The organism is Kribbella qitaiheensis (genome assembly GCF_042657745.1).
Lineage (GTDB): Bacteria > Actinomycetota > Actinomycetes > Propionibacteriales > Kribbellaceae > Kribbella > Kribbella qitaiheensis.
In genome coordinates, this window is sequence record NZ_JBHSKE010000034.1 from 157,467 (window position 1) to 174,878 (window position 17,412).

A 17,412-nucleotide genomic window follows, 5' to 3' on the forward strand; every position below is an offset into this window, starting at 1 on the left:
GCACTGATGATGCCGCGCGGAGTCTCCCCGCCGAACGGGGACGTTCCGTATGCTGGCCTTCACAAAAAGCAACCTTGGTCGAGGCGTGAGGAGACCCATTGGCAACCGCGACGAGCCTGCGCCGAGAACGTCGCGCTCTGATCGACTCACTGCGCGACCAGCAGCGGACCTGAGTCGAGATAGCGATCGTCCTGGCCGATCGCTATGGCCTGAACCACCGGGTCGCGCTCCGGCTCGCTCATGACTGGAGCCAGCGGGAAGCCGCGGAGGCATGGAACGATCACTGGCCTGATGACCCCAAGACCTTCAAGAACTTCTCCTACTGGGAACAGTGGCCGGCGGCAACCGGCTATGCGCCGTCCCTCGACGTCCTCACCCGGCTTGCAGAGCTCTACCACTGCTCGATCGCTGACCTGATCGCCGATTGCTCCGACTTCCGAAGTCAGGACCCGGTCCATCGAGCCAATGCCGAACTGACCACGCTCGACACGGCTCTCAACGAACTAGATGAGCGGGGAACGCGACCTGCACTTGAGCCGCTCGCCCGCCGGCTCGACGGTATGGGAATCGAGGAGATCGCGGCCATGGTCAAGTCGTGGATGAGTCACTCCTCCTCGCCGCGACCGGACCTGCTGCTGAAGATGGCAGCTGCTCTGTCGCTCGCCGCCTCCGCAGCGCCGGCCGTAACCGGTGGCGAAGGGCTAGCACACCTCGATGACAACGGTGCTGCACTGTCCGGTCTCTGGTTGTCCCGCTACAGCTACTACTCCAGCGGACGAGCCGAGAACCTGTACGGCGAGCATCGGGTGCACATCCGGCGGCACGGGGACCGATTGATCGGACGAGGTGAGTCTGCACCGGGCGAATCGAGGTTGAAGTTCAACCTGTCCATCAGCGGTGCCATTGCCACCGGCACCTGGACTGAACGAACGGCTACGAATGGCTACTACAAGGGGGCGACGTATCACGGCACCTTGCAGATGATCGTCAGCCCACAAGGCCGGACGATGAACGGCCGCTGGCTCGGGTTCGACAAGGAGTTCAAGGTCAACACCGGCGAGTGGTCCCTCGAGCTCCTCAAACCGTCGGAATGAGATCCGATCCGCTGATGAGTGCCACGAAAGTCTTCCCGTGGTCGATCTCGCCTCGGCCGACCTTGGCGAAGACGGCGTACAACATCTTCGCGACATAGACCCAGTCGAGCCGCAGACCATGACGGCGCTGGAAGTCCTCGATGAACTCGTTGAGGGCTGACGTCCTCTTCGCATAGCCCCCGAAATGGAAGTCGCAGTCCAGGGACCAGTTGTCCGTTGGCGCGCCGAACGCGTCGCGCTGCAACTCCCTGACCTCGGCGCTCAGGTAGCGGCCGCCTTTGAGCACAGGGATTCCGACAGCCTGCTGACCGGCTTCGAGGCCGGCGGCAACCCCTGCGAGTGTGCCGCCGGTGCCGACCGCACAGAACAAGAGATCGAACGGCTGGTCGATCTCGGCAGGCAGTTCGGCGCACCCGCGAACTGCGTCAGCGTTGCTGCCTCCTTCCGGCAACAGGAAGAAGTCGCCGAACCTTTCGCGCAGTGGTGCGATGACCTCCTCGCTGCGTTGATCCCGATAGCTGGTCCGATCGAGATAAGTGAGCCGCATGCCTCGGCTTGTCGCATAGGCCAGAGAGGGGTTGAGCGGCAGGTGCTCTTCGCCTCGGATCACCCCGATCGTCCGGAAGCCACCGTAGTAGCCCGCGGCTGCCGTCGCGCGAATGTGGTTCGAGTAGGCACCGCCGAAGGTCAGAAGCCTCTCGTGACCACCGGCTCTCGCTGCTTCGAGGTTGTACTTCAGCTTGCGCCACTTGTTTCCCGGCAGCTCTGGATGGATCAGGTCATCCCGCTTGAGGAGCACGCGAACGCCACTGGCGGTGAGCCGCTCGTCGATCAGTTCGACCAGGGGCGACGGCACCCGCAGCTCGATCGATGGCAGCCCGCTCACCTGCCCAGCATCTCACCTGGCCGACTGGAGCACCCCCGGGGCCGTGGAGCTGCGACGGAGGAGCAGCGTGGGGTGTTCTCCCCGCAGTACTACTTCTTGAGCAGGTTAAAGGCTGTGGTGAAGGCGGGGTCTTGGTGGTTGGTGATGTCGGTGGGGGTGAAGACGGGGCGGTGGAGGTCGGGTGGGATGCCGGGGCCGTCGTAGGTCTGCCAGGTGCGGGTGCGGAACTCCTCGTTCGGGAGGGTGTACTGCCAGCCGTTGGGGAGGGTGCGTACCAGGACGTCGGAGAAGACGCCCTGGGTGTTCTCGCCGATGCGGACCGGGCGCGGCGAGCGGTTCATCATCGCCTGGGTGAAGGTTTCGCCGGCGCTCATCTGGGAGCCGCCGGTGAGCATCGCGATCGGACCCGTGTACTTCGTACTGCGTGACGGGTAAAGCGTGATCGGCTGCGGGGTGGTGAAGGCGGCCGGGTCGTCCGGGTCGTTGCGGGCGCGCTTGGAGTACGCGAAGAACGGGTGCTCCGTCAGCCTCGAGGCGAAGTCGAGCGCAAGCTGGTCCGAGCCGCCGCCGTTGAGACGGAGGTCGACGATGAGCCCGCGCAACTTCGAGGGACCGGTTGTTCGTTCCTTCGTCAGGATCCGGTCGAGTGTCCGGTTCAGCGTGTTCAGCTCGGCGGTGTAGTCCGGGATGTTGCCGTAGCCGAGGAACGCGATCACCCGCAGATACCCGATCCGCCCCGGCAGGTCGGCGTACCCGATCCGGTCGTTCGCATAGGAGGTGAACTTCACGCCCTTCAACGCGGTCTGCTCGATGTACGGCCGGATCCGGGCCTCGAGCTGCTCGTCCGGCAGCGTGGTCCCCGGCCGAACGCCGGCGAACGTCTGCCCCGACGGCGTACGGATCGCTGCGTGCGCGTCACCCAGCGGCTTGATCGTCGCCGACAGCAAGTCGAACAACGCCTCCTCCGACATGTCCGCCTTCACCATCGGCCGGTACTGCGTGCGCACCGAGTCCCAGTCGATCCCCTTGGCCCGGAAGAACGGGTAGTTCTCGGCATAGTCGGTCCAGAATTGGTCGAACACCGCGAGCGGACCCGTCGGCCCGCGCACCATGCACAAAGCAGGCAGTTTCCTCAACGACCGGAGCCGCTTCTCGCCGACATTTCCCTCGACCCGTAACACAGCATGACCTCGAGCCGGCTGAACGGTGAAGGCCTGCTCCCCTTCGGCCGTGAACCGACTACCGTCCCGCACGAACTCGCCGGCCGGCGTACAGCTGATCCTGGTGGTCGAGTAGAGCCGGGCCGAGCCGTTGTCGATAGCAACGATCGTGCCGTAACCGTCGCTCTGCCAGATCCCGTCGATCGACGTCGCGGCGGTGGCCGCGAGGGGAGCCGACAGCGGGGCCGCGACCAGACCGGCCGCGACCCCGACGGCGAGCAACGACCTGCGCGTGGGGCGGAGGCTGTGAAAGTCCATGCCGACAACTCTCGCCGCGACGGGCAGTCCCAGACAGGGAGCGACCACCCCACAAGGGGGTGGACCTAGGTCTACCGCGCCAGCCCCATCGGCTCAGCGGACACCACGAGGTTCTGCTCGTAGCCGCCGCGCGCCCGGTCGTACGCACCGGTGCAGGTGATCAGCACCAGCCGGTGATCACCGGTCTGGTCGAAGGCGCCGCTCTCGGTCGCCAGCGCGTTCTTCGGCACCGACACCACCGAGTTCACCTTGTACGACGCGCTGTGGCCGTCGCCGCGCAGTACGACGACCTCGCCGGCCTTGACCTTCAGGAGCCGGGCGAAATACCCGATTCCGTCGGTCGCGGAATCGACGTGACCCGCCAGCACCACTGACCCGAACGGGTCGCCGGCCTCGGCGCCACCGTCCCACCAGCCCACCCGCTGGACGCGCTCCGGCACGACCAACTGCCCGTCCACCGTGCTCGCCGGAAGGACCGGCGCGTGAGACCCACCGGGCAGAACGACCTCGGTCGGGACGAAGCGGATCCGCTGGCTCGCGGCCGGCGTACCGACGCGGCCAGGCTGAACGGACGGCGGCACCGAGGCCGACTCCATCGGAGCCGGGGTGCCGCCGTCCGTGCCGGGACTCGAAACCGCTCCGCTGCTCTGCGTGGCGCACCCCTCCAGGGCCACGCAGAACAACAGGAGTAGTCCGAGCAGGTACTTCCTCAGCGACGGACCGCCTTTCGGACGGTAGCTGTCAGCAGCAGACCGGCCGCGATGACCAGAGCCGCCAGCGGCCACGGCGACTGCGAGTCCTGGCCGTCCATCAGGCCGGCCGCCTGCCCACCGGTGCCGGTGTTCACCATGCCGGGCTTGTCACTGCCGGTGGCGGACAGTTTGAGCGTCGCCACCGCGACGTTCATGGTCTTCGAGGCCGGTTCCCCGACCGCGTACACCCGGGTCAGCTCTCCCGCCTTGACCGGCAACGGGAGCGGCCCGAGAACAACCGGGCTATTCGCACCCGTGGGCACGATCTCGACCTGATAAGTGGCGGCCGGAACGACCACGCTGAGCGATTCCCCGTTCGCCACGTTGGAGAACAGCACCTTGCCGTTCACCTTGATGTCAGCCGGTCCGACCGCGGCCGTGTGAGCCACCCGAACGGACGCCTTGTCCTTGGGTACGGCCGTCAGTTTGTTGGCGTAGGTGGTGATCACCGGGGCCGCCGTCGGCGATGCCGGGCGGTGGATGACGACGTCGGAGTTGCTGTTGGCACCTACTGTGACCTGGCGCTCGACCAGGACCTTCCCGCCGGCCCGCGCGGTGATCTTGCGACTGCCGGCGGCCAGCTTCATCGGACCGACGACCGCCGTCGCCCTGACCCCGCTCGCCACCGCCTTGCCGTCGACGAGGATGTCGATGGTCTGCCCGGGCAGACCCTGGACGAAGTACACCGAACCGTTGCCTGCGGCATGCGCCGGCACCGTGACGAGGCCGCCGAAGCCGGCGACGATCACGGCCAGCGCCAGGGAAATCACCCTGAGATAACGCGGACCTCGAATTCTCGAAATCATTGTCCTAATATTCCCCAGACCCCAGTTAACCGTTTGAGATTGGCCGGATACGCTCTGTCCCCGCATTTTCCCCACCCCTTCGGAAATGCCATCCGAAATTGCCTCACTAGGCTAATTCCGGCGTATCGTATGCCCAAGTCGATCCGGCCACCAGAGGAAGTGGCCGGGTCCTTGGGGGGCGGTGTCTCATGTCCACAGGAAGGCCCCTGGCGGGCACCGTGCTGGCGGCCGTCACGCTGGCACTGGGGCTGGCCGGCTGTTCTCCGGATCTCGCCGGTTCTCCGACCGCGCCCAGTCCCGGTCCGCTGTCCAGTGGAGGCGGCGCCGGGCCCGTGGTGGCGCCACCGACTTCCGAGGGCCCCGGTCTGACCGCGCCCGGCATCCGGCTGTCCGCGGTGCCGAAGGGCGACGGGACTTTCGACATCACCGAAGAGGTGATGCTGCGCAACCCGACCAGCATCCTCAACCTGCGCCTGCCCCAGTCGGGCGAGCGGCTGGTGGGGATGATGACGAAGACCAAACCGGTCGCGAGCAGCCTGCAGGTCACCGCGGACGACGAACTCCAGACCGTGGACGACCCCAAGGTCACCCAGACCCGCGACCTGCAACTGGTCGAGCCCGCCACCAAGCTGAGACTGACCTACCGCCTGTCCGGCTCGACCGTGCGCAGCATCCCGTCCGAGGCCGGGCGTGCGTCCTCCGCACTCAGCCCGCTCACCGCCGGGACCGACGGCACCCTGCCGACGAACATCGTGGTGGCCGGCGACGGGCTGCTCAACGCGGTGTGCCCGCAACTGACCGAGACCCGCTGTGCGGTCGGGGAGCCACCCGGCATGGGCGTCCAGCAGGGGATCCCCGCCGACCGGGCGCTCGCAGTACTGCAACTGAACCTACCGATGCAGCCGTAGCTGGCAGGGTCCTCTCGAAAGAGGTTGTGGCCATAGTCTGTCGTCATGGTCGCCGCACAGCCTGAGGATCGGATCGCGTTCGGTACCGCCCGGGCCAGATGGGTGCTGGCCGCGACGGCGCTCGGCTCCGGTATGGCGTTCCTGGACGGCACGGTGGTCAACGTCGCGCTGCCGAAGATCGGCGAGGATCTCAACGCCGACATCGCCGGTCTCCAGTGGATCGTCAACGGCTACATGCTGATGCTGTCGTCGTTGATCCTGATCAGCGGCTCGCTCGGCGACCGGCTCGGACGGCGGCGGACCTTCGTCGCCGGCGTGATCTGGTTCGCGCTGGCCTCGCTGATCTGCGCGGTGGCGCCGAACCTCGAAGTGATGGTCGCGGGACGGATCCTGCAGGGCATCGGCGGCGCCCTGCTGACCCCCGGCAGCCTGGCCATCCTGCAGACCAGCTTCCAGCAGTCCGATCGCGCCAGGGCGGTCGGCGCCTGGTCCGGGCTGACCTCTGTCGCCGCGGCCATCGGCCCGTTCGTCGGCGGCTACCTGGTCGACAGCGGCTCGTGGCGGCTGATCTTCCTGCTCAACCTGCCGCTGGCGCTCGCCACCGTCCTGATCACGATGCGACACGTCCCGGAGAGCCGCGACGAGACCGCGACCGGCAAGCTCGACGTCGCCGGCGCCGCGCTGGCCACGATCGGCCTCGCCGGGCTGACGTTCGGCCTGATCAGCGCGGGCGATCGCGGCTTCGGTGATCCGGTGGTGATCTCGGCCCTGGTCATCGGGGTCCTCGGGCTGGCGGCGTTCGTCGAGGTCGAGCGGCGCGGTTCGCACCCGATGCTGCCGCCCGGCATCTTCGCCAACATCCGATTCACCGGCGCCAATCTCGTCACCGTCGCCGTGTACGGCTCACTGGGCACCGCGACCTTCCTGCTGGTCGTCTACCTGCAGACGGCACTCGGCTACTCGGCGCTCGAGGCCGGCGCGTCGTTGTTGCCGATGACACTGCTGATGCTGGGTCTGTCGAGCTACGCGGGCGGACTTTCCGAGCGGATCGGCGCGAGGATCCCGATGACGATCGGGCCACTCCTGATGGCCGCGGGCTTCCTGCTGATGATGCGGGTCACGCCGGGCGCCGACTACCTCACCGCGGTACTGCCCGCGGTGGTCGTGCTCGGCCTCGGTCTGGTGTCCACGGTCGCACCGTTGACCGAGACCGTGCTCTCTTCGGTCGACGACCACCATGCCGGGATCGCATCCGGCGTGAACAACGCGGTCGCCCGGTCCGCCCAGTTGATGGCGGTCGCGGCGATCCCGCTGGCGGCCGGGATCACCGGCGACTCCTACCGCGATCCGGTGGCCTTCGATGAGGGATTCCAGATGGCGATGTGGATCTCGGCGGCGCTCGCGGCCGCGGGCGCGGCAGTGGCCTGGGTGACGTTGCGACAGCCGCAGCCGACGCCTCGCGTTCCCGAGAAGGTCCACCGCCGGCACTGCTCGCTGGATTCGCCGCCGCTGGCCAACAGCCCTTCGACTACTGCGTCACGGTGAAGGTCCGCGAGGTGCCGGTGAACGGCGTGATCGTGCCGTTCAGCGCCTTCGCCTCACCGCGGTGGACGATCCGGTAGGTGCCCGGCCCGGCGGCATTCCAGGTGATGGTCGCCTTGGCATCGGCCAGCCCGGTCCCGCGTCCAGCGGTAGGTGGTGTCCCACTCCCCGTCGTCGGCAACTCGTTGCCATTGGCCCCCATTCAGCCAGGACCTTGGTGACCTCGCGGCCAACCGATGGCAGCGGCGGCAGCGGCGGTTGTGGTGGGTGGGGACACCAAGACGGGACCTCGGACACGTAATTTCTTGTCCACGGTCCTAGACGGGGGCTGGTGAGTGGACGGGCCGGACCGCCAGCACTCACCAACCACGCCCGACCCTCAGGCGCGCCGCCTCGCGACGCCGGGTTCGGGAGCAATCGGCGAGGTTGTTGAGTGGTGGGCGTCCGCTGGATCACCAGTCAGGTGCCCGCGGCCTACGTCTAGCGCTTGAGCTTGCGAGGAAGGAGCGGTAGTGCGTGCGGGTTTCCGGGGGGAGGTGTTCTACGGCGTAGGAGAGCATGGTGCGGGGCATGGCGGCGGCGTGGGTGTCGAGGAAGGCGAGGAGTGCATCCGGGGAGCCTCGTTTGCCGGCTTCGCGGAGCATCCAGCCGGAGGCTTTGTGGATCAGGTCCTCGGGGTCGTCGAGGACCAGCGCGGCCAGAGCGAAGGTGTCGTCGGTCTCGCCGGCCATGATCAGGCGGTGGGTGGAGACCAGTGCGATCCGGCGTTCCCACAGGCTGGGTGAGGCGATCAGGTCGTAGAGGATCGTGCGGGGCTTATCCAGTAGATAGGCACCGACAATCTGCGCGGCGCTGCAGTCGACGAGGTCCCAGTTGTTCACGGACGCGGTGTTGCGGAGGTACAGGTCGTAAATCGCGGCCAGCTCCGCCGGGTTCGCAGTACGGGGCTTGAGGGCTAGCGATGCCCGGTCGGCCAGCAGGCACAGGATTGCCAGGCGGTGTTCGTGGACCGGGCTGCCGAGGGCTTGCTCCAGATCCTCGAGTGGCAACCCCGCGTGGAGGTAGGGCTTGATGAGCGGGCGGAGCGACGAGAGCTTGACGCCGATCATCCGGTCGCCGTGACCGTAGCCGCCGGGTCCCAGCTTGAAGTAGCCGGCCAGGATTTCGGCGACCGCCGGATCCGCCGCGTCGTCGATCGCCTGCAGCAGTTCGTCGACGGTGATCAGATCAGCAGCCCTCCGGTGACGCGGAGGTTCTGGCCGGTGATCCAGCGGCTGTCCGGGCCGGCCAGGAACGCGACCACGTCGGCGATGTCGGCCGGTTCGCCGACCCGTCCGAGGGCGGTGATGCCGACGAGCATGGCGGCCGCCTCCGGCGGGTTCGAGTCGCGGAACATGTCCGTCTCGGTGGCACCGGGCGACACGCAGTTGACCGTGATCCCGCGCGGACCGAGTTCCCGGGCGGCGACAGCGGCGAACTGCTCGAGCGACGCCTTGCTCGCGGCGTACAAGGAGATCCCGGGGCCAGGCATCGCGGTATTGAGGGTGGAGATGTTGATCACCCGCCCGCCGTCCCGCAGTACCGAGCCGGCCTTCTGCAGCGCGAAGAACGGACCCTTCACGTTGGTGGCCATCATCCGGTCGTACTCCGCTTCGGTGACGTCCGCGATCGGAGTCACCATGGCACTGGCCGCGTTGCACACGAGGATGTCCAGGCCACCCGTGGATTCGCAGGCGGTGTCGAAGACTTCGGACAGCGCGGAGAGGTCGGCCTGGTCGGCTTGCACCGCGACGGCCTGTCCACCGGCTTCCTTGACTGAGGCGACGACCGAGTCCGCGGCCTGCTCGCTGGATGCGTAGGTGAAGGTGACCGTGGCGCCGTCGGCGGCCAGGCGGCGGACGATGGCTGCACCGATGCCGCGCGATCCGCCGGTGACGAGTGCTGCCTTGCCGTCCAGTACGCCGCCCATCACAACTCCTTCAGTAGCTGCCTCATCGTCGCGATCTCCTTGGTCTGGGTGACGCTGACCTCCTGCGCCGTCCCGCCGACCCGGAGGTCCGAGCCGTTCTCGAGCTGCGCACCGCTCATCGTCACCGCGCCCTCATGATGCTTGATCATCAGGTTCAGGAACAGGGAGTCGAAGGCCGTCCCAGTCGCCTTTCGCAGCGCCGCGAGCTGGGCCTGCGTCGCCATCCCCGGCATGCCGCTGTGATCCCCGCCAACCGGGTCAGGCTGAAGGAGCTGAACGTGCAGACCCAGCCGCCTTTCTGGAGTTGAGCACGGGCCTGGCCGGGAACTATGCAGCAAACGTTTTACGTCACGCTCCGGGGTCACTGCGGTGACAAACGTTGTGGCCTCGGAGCCTTCGGGCATACGGTTGCCCCAGGGCTGTTTTCCACCACGCCAGGACCGCCCGGCGTCCGCGAGAGACACCCCGGGGGAGAGACGTGACCAGCCAGCCCGATTCCCACGACGGGGAGATGATCCGGACCACTTTCGGTGCCGTCACCGAGCCCCTGGAACCAGGCATCCTGGTCGTCCGGTTGTCCGGGGAGATCGACATCGCGACCACCGAGTTCGCCGCCGAGGCGATCCGCGCGGCCATCGCACCACCAGCCCGCCTGGTCCTGATCGACGTGTCCGAGGTGACATTCTGCAGTTCCGCGGGTCTCGGCAATCTGGTCGAGGCGCGGCAACTCGCGGGCCGACATGGCATCGATCTCGCATTGGTCGGGGTCGGACGGCCGGTCGACCGGCCACTGACGATCACCGGGCTCGGCCGGGAGTTCCGGATCTTCGCGTCGGTCGAGGACGCGCTCCAGCATCGCGACTCCTGACCATGCCCAGCGGACCCAGCGAGCACGATCGAGTCCGGACACCTGTACGTCGCACCGCCGACCACCATCTTGTAGTCGAAGGCAACTAGATGATGCTCACGTGCCGGCGGCTGCCGACGGACCAGCCCGGTACGGCGGATCCGGCACCAACGACGAGCTCGAGGTCATCAACGACGCGCTGCGCGAACGTAGTACCGAATTGAACGATGTGAAACGACTTTCTCGAGGCAGTACGCGCTCGGAGACCCCGAAACGGCGACCGAGGCGCGTCTGGAGGCGGTGAACCGGCGGGGCCGGGCGATGATCATACGGCTCGCCTGCAGCGCTCTGAGAGGCCCCGAAGGTCAGCGGCACGGCGCGCTCCTGAGATGGAGGCTGTCTAACAGTCCACCTCCCAGTGCTAGTCGTAGCCGTGCGTGGGCCGATCCTGCCTCTACGATGACGCGTGTGAGCGGGGAAAAAGGGAAACCAGGGAACCGGCCTACCGTGCAGGACGTGGCCCGGGAAGCCGGCGTCTCCGCTTCCACGGTGTCGCGAGCGCTGCACACCCGTGGTTACGCTTCCCGTGAGGTGCGTGAGCGGGTCCAGGCGGTCGCCCAGCGGCTCGGGTACGTCCCGAACCACATGGCGCGGAATCTGCGCAGCCGCACGTCCACGGCCATCGGCGTCCTGATCTCCGACCTGCGCAACCCCTTCTACGCCGATCTCGCCGCCGGGATCGAGGAGGTACTGCGGTCCGAGGGCCACCAGATGATCCTGGTGAACGACAACGGCGACCCCGAAGAGGAGATGCACGCGGCCGAGACCCTGCTGGCCATGCAGGTCGCCGGGGTGATCGTGACCCCGGTCGCCGCGGGCTGCCCGAAGATGCTCTCGGAGAACGGGATCCACGTAGTCTGCGCCGACCGGCAACTCGGCCGGGCGGGCAGCGACGCGGTACTGAGTGACAACAAGCTCGGCGCCCGGGAGCTCACCGAGCACCTGCTCGGCTTCGGTCACGAGCGGATCGGCCTGTTGATCGACGAGACGAAATGGTCCACCGGAGCGGGCCGGCTCGCCGGATTCCGGGCAGCGTACGAGGCGGCCGGAATCGAGCTCGACGAGAACCTGATCGTCTACACCAGCTTCGACGCCGAGGCGGCCCGCCAGACCACCAGCGAACTCCTCGACCAGCAGCACGTCACCGCGATCCTGTCCGCGAACAACGTGCTCGCCCAGGGCGCACTGGCGGAATTGAAGGCTCGCAGGCTGAAAATCCCGCAGCGGATCAGCCTCGCGGCGTACGACGACGTGCCGTGGATGTCACTGGTCCAGCCCGGAATCACCACCGTGGACCAGCACACTGTGGATCTGGGTCGTAGCTGTGCGCAACTTCTCCTGGCCAGGATTCGGGACGAACTTCCCGCCAGACGGCGTGTGATCAGGGTCGCGCCACGCCTTGTTATCCGCGGATCCACCGGACCCGCTCCCAGAAAGTGAATTTCTGGCGTACCACCGGCCTATGACACAACTTCAAGTAGACCGAGTGATCGCCAGGCAGCTCGACCGTCACGCCGAGGTCGCCTACGCGATGCACAGCCAACTGGACGCGATCCAAGCGGTCGCCGACGAGCTCATCCGCCGCCTCGAATCCGGCGGGGTCCTCTACACCTACGGCAACGGCGGATCCGCCGCCGACGCCCAGCACCTGGTCGGCGAACTCATCGGCCGGTACCTCCGTCAGCGCCGGCCCCTGGCGGCGGTAGCACTCGTCGGGGATGCGGCGGTGGTGAGCTGCATCGCGAACGACTTCGGGTACGACGACGTGTTCTCGCGCCAGGTGGAAGCCCTGGCCCGGCCGGCGGACATAGTGATCGGCTTCTCCACCTCCGGGACCTCCCCGACGGTGGTGAAGGGACTCGCCGCGGCGCGATCGGCCGGCGCCTGCTCCGTGGCGTTCACCTCCACCCGCGGGATCGCCCTGGCGGCGGCGGCCGACCTCGCGATCGTCGTACCGGCCGAGGAGACGGCCCGGATCCAGGAGATGCACCTGGTCGCGCTGCACCTCGTCAGCGAGCTGGTCGACCAGTGGGCCACCGCCTGCTGAACCAACCCTCCCCCACGGCCCGGGCGCACTCCGCGCGCCCGGGCCGTCCGACGGACGGCCTGGTCTGGCATTCTTGGGCGCTCGCGCCTTGTCGGGCGCGGACCGGTTGATGCGATAGCGTCCTGTGCGCCGCGAAGAAGGAAAGTTCATGGGTGAGAGTGCCAAGATCGTCGTTGTCGTGCCGACCTACAACGAGCGGGAGAACCTGCCCGTGCTGGCCGGTCTGCTGTCCGACCTGAAGGTGCCGGGCCTGCAGATGCTGGTGGTCGACGACAACTCCCCGGACGGCACCGGCGACGTGGCCGACCAGCTGGCCAAGGAGTCGCCCGAGCAGGTCGGCGTACTGCACCGGACCGAGAAGGACGGCCTCGGCCGCGCCTACATCGCCGGAATCGGCCGCGCGCTGTCCGAGGACGCCGACATCGTGATCCAGATGGACGCGGACCTGTCCCACCCTGCCTCGGTGATCCCGATCATGGTCGACACCCTCCGTACGACGGACGCGGCCGTGGTGATCGGCTCCCGGTACGTCGAGGGTGGTTCCGCCGCGGCCGAGTGGGCCTGGCACCGGCGGCTGCTGTCGGCCTTCGCGAACGTCTACGTGAACACGATCCTGCGGCTGCACGTGAAGGACGCCACCGCCGGCTTCAAGGCGTGGAAGGCGGAGACGCTGCGCAAGATCGACGTCGCCACGATCCAGAGCAACGGGTACTCGTTCCAGGTCGAGATGAACTACCGGACCGTCCGCCAGGGGATGCGGATCGCCGAGGTGCCGATCCGGTTCGAGGAGCGCACGGTGGGCGCGTCCAAGATGAGCCTCAAGGTGCAGCTCGAGTCCGCCCTGATGCCTTGGAAGCTGCTCTTCAAGCGCTGAGGTCAGATCGACCGGGCCACTGATCCGGTCATCTGCCGGACCTCGGCGCGCACGGCGTCGAGGTCCTGCAGATAGGCCGCGAAGCAGATGCTGACGCTCACGTCGTTGACCTTCGGCGCGCCACGCAGCCGCAGGCATTCGCCGGCGAGCGAGTAGACCAGGCCGTCCTCGGTGCGCCGCCCGGTGAAGCTGATCCGGGCCGCCTCCACGACGTTGAGGTTGGGTGGTGGTACCGACACGGCCCGGCCGTACTGAACGTCGCGCAGGTCCTGCGTCTCGGCGAAGGCGTCCACGTCCGGGCGCAGCAACGGTAGCGAGGTGACCGGGTTCGTCACCACGTAGAACCTTGCCTCGGCGCCTCGCTCGAAGGAAGTGACCCGGATACCGAGGTGGTCGTAGGTCTGCTTCGTCCAGCCTCTGGCGATCTGCACGAAGACGCCTTGTTCGACCGGCGTACCGACGTCGAGGTCCGGCTCGCGGCGAGGGTTCCGGGAGGGGACCACCCCGGCGGGGGTGGGTGTTGCCCGGACCGCCACCGGTTGGGCGGAGGTGTCCGTCTGCCGGACCAGGACGCCGGCCCCGGCGAAGAGCCCTACGACCAGCACGAGCAGGCCGAGGGCGAGCAGAGCGATCCTGGTGTTGCTGATGGAATCTCCGGGCCGCCGGTACTCCGTTTGCCGGTCGGGTGGTTCGTGCATCAGATGGACCGCGCGACCGAGGCGAGCATGCGGCCGGCGTCGCGGTATGCGGCCGCGGTGTCGTCCTTGCGAGCCTCGACGCAGACCGCCACGGTGACGTTGTGGATCGACTCGACACCGGTCATCGTCGTACACCGGCCGGCGACCGAGACCGTCGCGCCGTTCTGCGTGAACCGTCCCGTGAACGACAACCGGGCCTGGCTGCCGATGTTCGAGTTGGCCGGCTTGAGGGTCGTGACCTTGCCGTTCTGCACGCCGGTCAGCTTGTCTGCTCGCTTCACCATGCCGACCATGGCCGGCACCGCCGAGGCAGCCGGGTAACCGACCGGGCTGACGACGACATAGGCGACGCCCCGGCCCTCTGCCCCCAGCGTCACGGAGTACTTCGTCGTGTGGAGCTTCCGCCATCCCTTCGCGAGCTCGACGTACACGTCGTCGTACACCTCCAGTCCCTTGTCGACGTCCTTCACCGTGCGGCGCTTCTCCGACGGGGTCGGCGAGGGCAGCGGATCACTGGGCGGCTCGGTGGGCTCGGTCGCCGCCGTGGGTTCATCGGTTGGCGTCTGCGTCGGCGTCGGCTCTGCCGAGGAGAGACCGTCGGTGTAGGAGCCGGTGGGCGCCGGAGCCGCGGCATCGTCCCCACTCCCACGGCTCGCGACCAACACACCCGCTCCGCCGATCAAGGCCACCACCAGCGCGATCGCCCCAGCCAAAAGCCATGACCCTCTCCGCCGCACCGGAGGCACCCCCACAAACCCCTGCGCATCCCCGTAACCAGGCGGCGGCCCGTACTGCGGTCCGTACTGCGGATGCCCGGGCATCGGCTCGTACTGCGGAGCCCCCGGTGGAGGACCGTACTCGGAGAGTCCGGGAGGCGGACCATGCGGCGCAGCGCCGGGCGGAGGTCCGTACTGCGGGTGTCCCGGCGGAGGTCCGTACTGCGGGTGTCCCGGCGGAGGTCCGTACTGCTCGGGTGGGGGCAGGGGTATTTGGTCGCTCACGGTGGAGGCCTCATCGGATCGGCGCGGGTCGAACGCGTCGGTCCCCGGTTCCGACCGGCAGAGGTTATAACACGCGAGGTCCCACTGCTCCCTGGCTCCCGGAAGATTGCAGCAACTGACATCGCTCAGCCGTAGCCGAGGTCGTGCAGGCGGGCGTCGTCGATGCCGAAGTGGTGCGCGATCTCGTGCACCACTGTGATGTTCACCTCGTCGACGACATCCTGGACCGTGGCGCAGATCTCGAGCGTCGGGTTGCGATAGATGGTGATCCGGTCCGGCAGCACGCCGCCGTAGTAGTTCCCGCGCTCGGTCAGCGGGATGCCCTCATAGATGCCGAGCAGGTGCGAGTCGCTGACCGGGGCGTCGTCCTCCACGAACACGGCCACGTTGTCGATCAGCGCCGCCAGCTCAGGCGGAACCTGGTCCAGCGCCTCGGACACCAGCACTTCGAAATCAGCCCGGCTCATCTCGATCACCCGGCCAGCGTAGGCAGGTCGGAGTACAAGCCTGTCATTCCGCACCGCCGCGACAGGTTCCTGACTTGCCGGTTTCTGACACGGTGAGATCTCGTAGCGAACGCTACCCGCGCGAATACTGACGGCCATCGGTCGCGTCCCGGCGGCCGCCTCTTCCGTCCCCCGGTTCCAGGAGAGATCAGTATGAGAAAGCGCACGTTCTTGGCGTCCGCGGTCACCACCGCCGCCCTCGCCCTCGGGTTGGCCACTGCCCCGCTCCCAGCCACCGCCGTACCGACCGCTGTAGCGACCGTCGCCGCTGCGTCTGCCTCCGTCCCACAGAACCTCTCCCCTGAGGTCCAGCAAATCGTGGATGCGCTGCCCGCGCTACGCGAGCGCGCCGCCGCCGTCAGGGCCAACCTGGGCCTGGAGAGCAACGCGGTGCAGGACGCGCTCATCGAGGCGATCGACCCGACGCAGTACGACTGCTCGGCCGCCAACCCACCGGTTGTCGACGCGATCCTGCCGGACACCTCTGCCTGGACGTTCGAGCAGCGGCTCGCAGTACTGCACGTGCTCCTGTTCAACATGGCGCTCGTGGACGCCGCCTACCTCCCGCAGACCGGGCCGTTCACGTACGGGGCGCACGGCGAGTTCACGAACCAGGCCAACCGCACCTTCCGCGATCTGAAGGGCTTCTGGGACATTCCGTCCGGCGACATCCAGATGGTGCCGGCCCACGGCCGCTCGATGCTGGACGCCGAGGTCAACTACCGGGTCTTCACCGTCGTCTACGGCCTCAACCCGGCGCAGTCCAGAGTCTCGGCGGACCTCGTCGCCAAGGAGCTCAACAGCGCCGCCCTCGGGTACGGCGACCTGCCGGTGTTCACCTTCAACGCGTACGCGGCGTCGGGCGGCGAAGACCTCGGCAGCTACGGCACGGCACCGAAGCGGATCGCCCTGGGCGACGGCGTCTTCGACGGCTTCGCGAGGGTGGGACTCGGCGACGTGGCGCCGCAGGCCATCCTGGCGCACGAGTTCGGCCACCACATCCAGTTCGCCGACGACCTGATGCGGACGGACGTGCCAGGCCCCGAGGCTTCGCGTTGGGCGGAGCTGATGGCGGACGCGTTCAGCTCGTACTTCCTCACCCACGCCCGCGGCGCCTCGATGCAGTGGAAGCGCGTCCAGCTGTTCGGGCAGATGTTCTACCAGCTCGGCGACTGCGGCTTCTCCGCGGAAGGCCACCACGGCACCCCGAACCAGCGGATGGGTACGGCGCTGTGGGCCTACGGCCTGGCGGACAGCGCTCGCCCGCAGGGCCACATCCTCCCGGCGATGTCGTTCTACCAGCTGTTCGCCACCCAGTACCCACAGCTGATCGCCCCGGACGCGGCCAACTGATCACCCCCTGACCACGTGGTGCGCCGGCTCCCTCACCCCCCGGCGCACCCACGTCCTCCCCCCGTCATTCGCGTTGCTCCACCCCGGCCTTCGCGCTGCTCCCCGCCCCGTCTTTCGCGTTGCCAGGAACTCGTTTTGGAGCCTGGGCCGGTCTCCTCTATGCTTACGGCTGTCCCTGGAGCTTCGGCTCCCGCGGGTCCGAGTCCCCATCGTCTAGTGGCCTAGGACGCTGCCCTTTCAAGGCGGTAACGCGGGTTCGAATCCCGTTGGGGATACGGTCGAAAGACCGATGTCAGTACCGCTCGAACGATGGTGTAGCATCATCGAGCAATCTGGCCCAGTAGCGCAGTTGGTTAGCGTGCCGCCCTGTCACGGCGGAGGTCGCGGGTTCGAGTCCCGTCTGGGTCGCCAGGAGAGAATGGCGGCGGGTGTCAACACACACCGCCGCCAATTTTCTCTCCCGGTCAGGTAGCTCAGCTGGTAGAGCGTCCGCCTGAAAAGCGGAAGGTCGGCGGTTCGAGACCGCCCCTGACCACCGTCTGACCTGCACGTTTGCGTCAGCATCGATCCGAAGCCCAGATCTACTGCAGC

The 17,412-nt window shown here is 67.6% G+C and carries 19 protein-coding genes and 3 tRNA genes; 11 read left to right on the forward strand and 11 right to left on the reverse strand.

The window, feature by feature from the left end; translation table 11 throughout:
- The first annotated feature begins 560 nt into the window (after positions 1–560).
- A complete protein-coding gene (locus ACFPJ1_RS23270; RefSeq protein WP_380106962.1) occupies positions 561–1,094 on the forward strand; it encodes a hypothetical protein in 534 nt (177 codons plus the stop codon).
- On the opposite strand, the gene ACFPJ1_RS23275 is transcribed toward ACFPJ1_RS23270, so the two are convergent.
- The 4 genes from ACFPJ1_RS23275 to ACFPJ1_RS23290 form a co-directional block, all read right to left on the reverse strand.
- Positions 1,078–1,980 (reverse strand): 1-aminocyclopropane-1-carboxylate deaminase/D-cysteine desulfhydrase, encoded by a 903-nt coding sequence (locus tag ACFPJ1_RS23275; RefSeq protein ID WP_380106963.1) that lies wholly within the window; start codon positions 1,978–1,980, stop codon positions 1,078–1,080. The two genes, ACFPJ1_RS23270 and ACFPJ1_RS23275, sit on opposite strands and share 17 nt — an antisense overlap.
- Before the next feature lie 89 nt (positions 1,981–2,069).
- Complete coding sequence (locus ACFPJ1_RS23280) at positions 2,070–3,458, reverse strand: S41 family peptidase (RefSeq protein ID WP_380106965.1); 1,389 nt, start codon at positions 3,456–3,458, stop codon at positions 2,070–2,072.
- Between the two features lie 71 nt (positions 3,459–3,529).
- Complete coding sequence (locus tag ACFPJ1_RS23285) at positions 3,530–4,054, reverse strand: class F sortase (RefSeq protein WP_380106966.1); 525 nt, start codon at positions 4,052–4,054, stop codon at positions 3,530–3,532.
- 113 nt (positions 4,055–4,167) lie between these two features.
- The gene (locus tag ACFPJ1_RS23290; protein WP_380106968.1) at positions 4,168–4,980 is read right to left on the reverse strand and encodes a DUF4397 domain-containing protein; all 813 of its coding nucleotides are present in this window, start codon (positions 4,978–4,980) and stop codon (positions 4,168–4,170) included.
- 224 nt (positions 4,981–5,204) lie between these two features.
- Here ACFPJ1_RS23290 and ACFPJ1_RS23295 point away from each other — a divergent pair, with 224 nt between their 5' ends.
- Positions 5,205–5,924 (forward strand): hypothetical protein, encoded by a 720-nt coding sequence (locus ACFPJ1_RS23295; RefSeq protein WP_380106969.1) that lies wholly within the window; start codon positions 5,205–5,207, stop codon positions 5,922–5,924.
- A gap of 45 nt (positions 5,925–5,969) precedes the next feature.
- Positions 5,970–7,469: an MFS transporter gene (locus ACFPJ1_RS23300; RefSeq protein ID WP_380106970.1), complete on the forward strand. Its 1,500-nt coding sequence runs from the start codon at positions 5,970–5,972 to the stop codon at positions 7,467–7,469.
- Here ACFPJ1_RS23300 and ACFPJ1_RS23305 read toward each other — a convergent pair.
- The 4 genes from ACFPJ1_RS23305 to ACFPJ1_RS23320 form a co-directional block, all read right to left on the reverse strand.
- On the reverse strand, positions 7,453–7,668 hold the full coding sequence (locus ACFPJ1_RS23305; protein ID WP_380106971.1) for a neutral/alkaline non-lysosomal ceramidase C-terminal domain-containing protein: 216 nt from the start codon (positions 7,666–7,668) through the stop codon (positions 7,453–7,455). The two genes, ACFPJ1_RS23300 and ACFPJ1_RS23305, sit on opposite strands and share 17 nt — an antisense overlap.
- 250 nt (positions 7,669–7,918) lie before the next feature.
- The gene (locus ACFPJ1_RS23310; RefSeq protein WP_380107365.1) at positions 7,919–8,737 is read right to left on the reverse strand and encodes a DNA alkylation repair protein; all 819 of its coding nucleotides are present in this window, start codon (positions 8,735–8,737) and stop codon (positions 7,919–7,921) included.
- Positions 8,689–9,435, reverse strand: a complete 747-nt coding sequence (locus ACFPJ1_RS23315; protein WP_380106973.1) for an SDR family oxidoreductase — start codon at positions 9,433–9,435, stop codon at positions 8,689–8,691. Before ACFPJ1_RS23315 ends, ACFPJ1_RS23310 begins: the two co-directional genes overlap by 49 nt.
- On the reverse strand, positions 9,435–9,659 hold the full coding sequence (locus ACFPJ1_RS23320) for a DUF305 domain-containing protein (RefSeq protein ID WP_380106975.1): 225 nt from the start codon (positions 9,657–9,659) through the stop codon (positions 9,435–9,437). Before ACFPJ1_RS23320 ends, ACFPJ1_RS23315 begins: the two co-directional genes overlap by 1 nt.
- 254 nt (positions 9,660–9,913) lie before the next feature.
- On the opposite strand from ACFPJ1_RS23320, the gene ACFPJ1_RS23325 reads away from it, so the two are divergent.
- The 4 genes from ACFPJ1_RS23325 (at position 9,914) to ACFPJ1_RS23340 (ending at position 13,263) form a co-directional block, all read left to right on the forward strand.
- Positions 9,914–10,303, forward strand: a complete 390-nt coding sequence (locus tag ACFPJ1_RS23325) for an STAS domain-containing protein (RefSeq protein ID WP_380106976.1) — start codon at positions 9,914–9,916, stop codon at positions 10,301–10,303.
- Between the two features lie 495 nt (positions 10,304–10,798).
- On the forward strand, positions 10,799–11,782 hold the full coding sequence (locus ACFPJ1_RS23330) for a LacI family DNA-binding transcriptional regulator (RefSeq protein ID WP_380106978.1): 984 nt from the start codon (positions 10,799–10,801) through the stop codon (positions 11,780–11,782).
- A 22-nt stretch (positions 11,783–11,804) separates the two neighbouring features.
- Complete coding sequence (locus ACFPJ1_RS23335; protein WP_380106980.1) at positions 11,805–12,389, forward strand: D-sedoheptulose-7-phosphate isomerase; 585 nt, start codon at positions 11,805–11,807, stop codon at positions 12,387–12,389.
- Between the two features lie 148 nt (positions 12,390–12,537).
- Positions 12,538–13,263, forward strand: coding sequence for a polyprenol monophosphomannose synthase (locus ACFPJ1_RS23340; protein WP_380106981.1), 726 nt, complete (start codon positions 12,538–12,540; stop codon positions 13,261–13,263).
- A gap of 2 nt (positions 13,264–13,265) precedes the next feature.
- Here the strand turns inward: ACFPJ1_RS23340 and ACFPJ1_RS23345 are convergent, their stop codons facing one another.
- The 3 genes from ACFPJ1_RS23345 to ACFPJ1_RS23355 form a co-directional block, all read right to left on the reverse strand.
- Positions 13,266–13,961, reverse strand: coding sequence for a hypothetical protein (locus ACFPJ1_RS23345; RefSeq protein WP_380106983.1), 696 nt, complete (start codon positions 13,959–13,961; stop codon positions 13,266–13,268).
- A complete protein-coding gene (locus ACFPJ1_RS23350; RefSeq protein ID WP_380106985.1) occupies positions 13,961–14,674 on the reverse strand; it encodes a hypothetical protein in 714 nt (237 codons plus the stop codon). The genes ACFPJ1_RS23345 and ACFPJ1_RS23350 overlap by 1 nt, the downstream gene beginning before the upstream one ends.
- A 413-nt stretch (positions 14,675–15,087) precedes the next feature.
- Positions 15,088–15,429: a metallopeptidase family protein gene (locus ACFPJ1_RS23355; RefSeq protein ID WP_380107366.1), complete on the reverse strand. Its 342-nt coding sequence runs from the start codon at positions 15,427–15,429 to the stop codon at positions 15,088–15,090.
- A gap of 192 nt (positions 15,430–15,621) precedes the next feature.
- On the opposite strand from ACFPJ1_RS23355, the gene ACFPJ1_RS23360 reads away from it, so the two are divergent.
- The 4 genes from ACFPJ1_RS23360 (at position 15,622) to ACFPJ1_RS23375 (ending at position 17,356) form a co-directional block, all read left to right on the forward strand.
- Entirely contained in the window at positions 15,622–16,821 is a 1,200-nt protein-coding gene (locus ACFPJ1_RS23360; protein ID WP_380106986.1) for a hypothetical protein, read from the forward strand.
- A gap of 202 nt (positions 16,822–17,023) precedes the next feature.
- Positions 17,024–17,096: transfer RNA gene (locus tag ACFPJ1_RS23365), tRNA-Glu, on the forward strand.
- A gap of 59 nt (positions 17,097–17,155) precedes the next feature.
- Positions 17,156–17,232, forward strand: a tRNA-Asp gene (locus tag ACFPJ1_RS23370).
- A gap of 51 nt (positions 17,233–17,283) precedes the next feature.
- Positions 17,284–17,356: transfer RNA gene (locus ACFPJ1_RS23375), tRNA-Phe, on the forward strand.
- Positions 17,357–17,412: the final 56 nt, after the last annotated feature.

What these genes read in the sequence shown, in the direction of transcription:
- ACFPJ1_RS23270 (WP_380106962.1), top strand. Translation starts at nt 561, where the DNA reads ATGGGAATCGAGGAGATCGCGGCCATGGTCAAGTCGTGGATGAGTCAC.
- ACFPJ1_RS23280 (WP_380106965.1), bottom strand. Translation starts at nt 3,458, where the DNA reads ATGGACTTTCACAGCCTCCGCCCCACGCGCAGGTCGTTGCTCGCCGTC.
- ACFPJ1_RS23285 (WP_380106966.1), bottom strand. Translation starts at nt 4,054, where the DNA reads ATGGAGTCGGCCTCGGTGCCGCCGTCCGTTCAGCCTGGCCGCGTCGGT.
- ACFPJ1_RS23295 (WP_380106969.1), top strand. Translation starts at nt 5,205, where the DNA reads ATGTCCACAGGAAGGCCCCTGGCGGGCACCGTGCTGGCGGCCGTCACG.
- ACFPJ1_RS23300 (WP_380106970.1), top strand. Translation starts at nt 5,970, where the DNA reads ATGGTCGCCGCACAGCCTGAGGATCGGATCGCGTTCGGTACCGCCCGG.
- ACFPJ1_RS23305 (WP_380106971.1), bottom strand. Translation starts at nt 7,668, where the DNA reads ATGGGGGCCAATGGCAACGAGTTGCCGACGACGGGGAGTGGGACACCA.
- ACFPJ1_RS23315 (WP_380106973.1), bottom strand. Translation starts at nt 9,435, where the DNA reads ATGGGCGGCGTACTGGACGGCAAGGCAGCACTCGTCACCGGCGGATCG.
- ACFPJ1_RS23320 (WP_380106975.1), bottom strand. Translation starts at nt 9,659, where the DNA reads ATGGCGACGCAGGCCCAGCTCGCGGCGCTGCGAAAGGCGACTGGGACG.
- ACFPJ1_RS23335 (WP_380106980.1), top strand. Translation starts at nt 11,805, where the DNA reads ATGACACAACTTCAAGTAGACCGAGTGATCGCCAGGCAGCTCGACCGT.
- ACFPJ1_RS23340 (WP_380106981.1), top strand. Translation starts at nt 12,538, where the DNA reads ATGGGTGAGAGTGCCAAGATCGTCGTTGTCGTGCCGACCTACAACGAG.
- ACFPJ1_RS23345 (WP_380106983.1), bottom strand. Translation starts at nt 13,961, where the DNA reads ATGCACGAACCACCCGACCGGCAAACGGAGTACCGGCGGCCCGGAGAT.
- ACFPJ1_RS23355 (WP_380107366.1), bottom strand. Translation starts at nt 15,429, where the DNA reads ATGAGCCGGGCTGATTTCGAAGTGCTGGTGTCCGAGGCGCTGGACCAG.
- ACFPJ1_RS23360 (WP_380106986.1), top strand. Translation starts at nt 15,622, where the DNA reads ATGAGAAAGCGCACGTTCTTGGCGTCCGCGGTCACCACCGCCGCCCTC.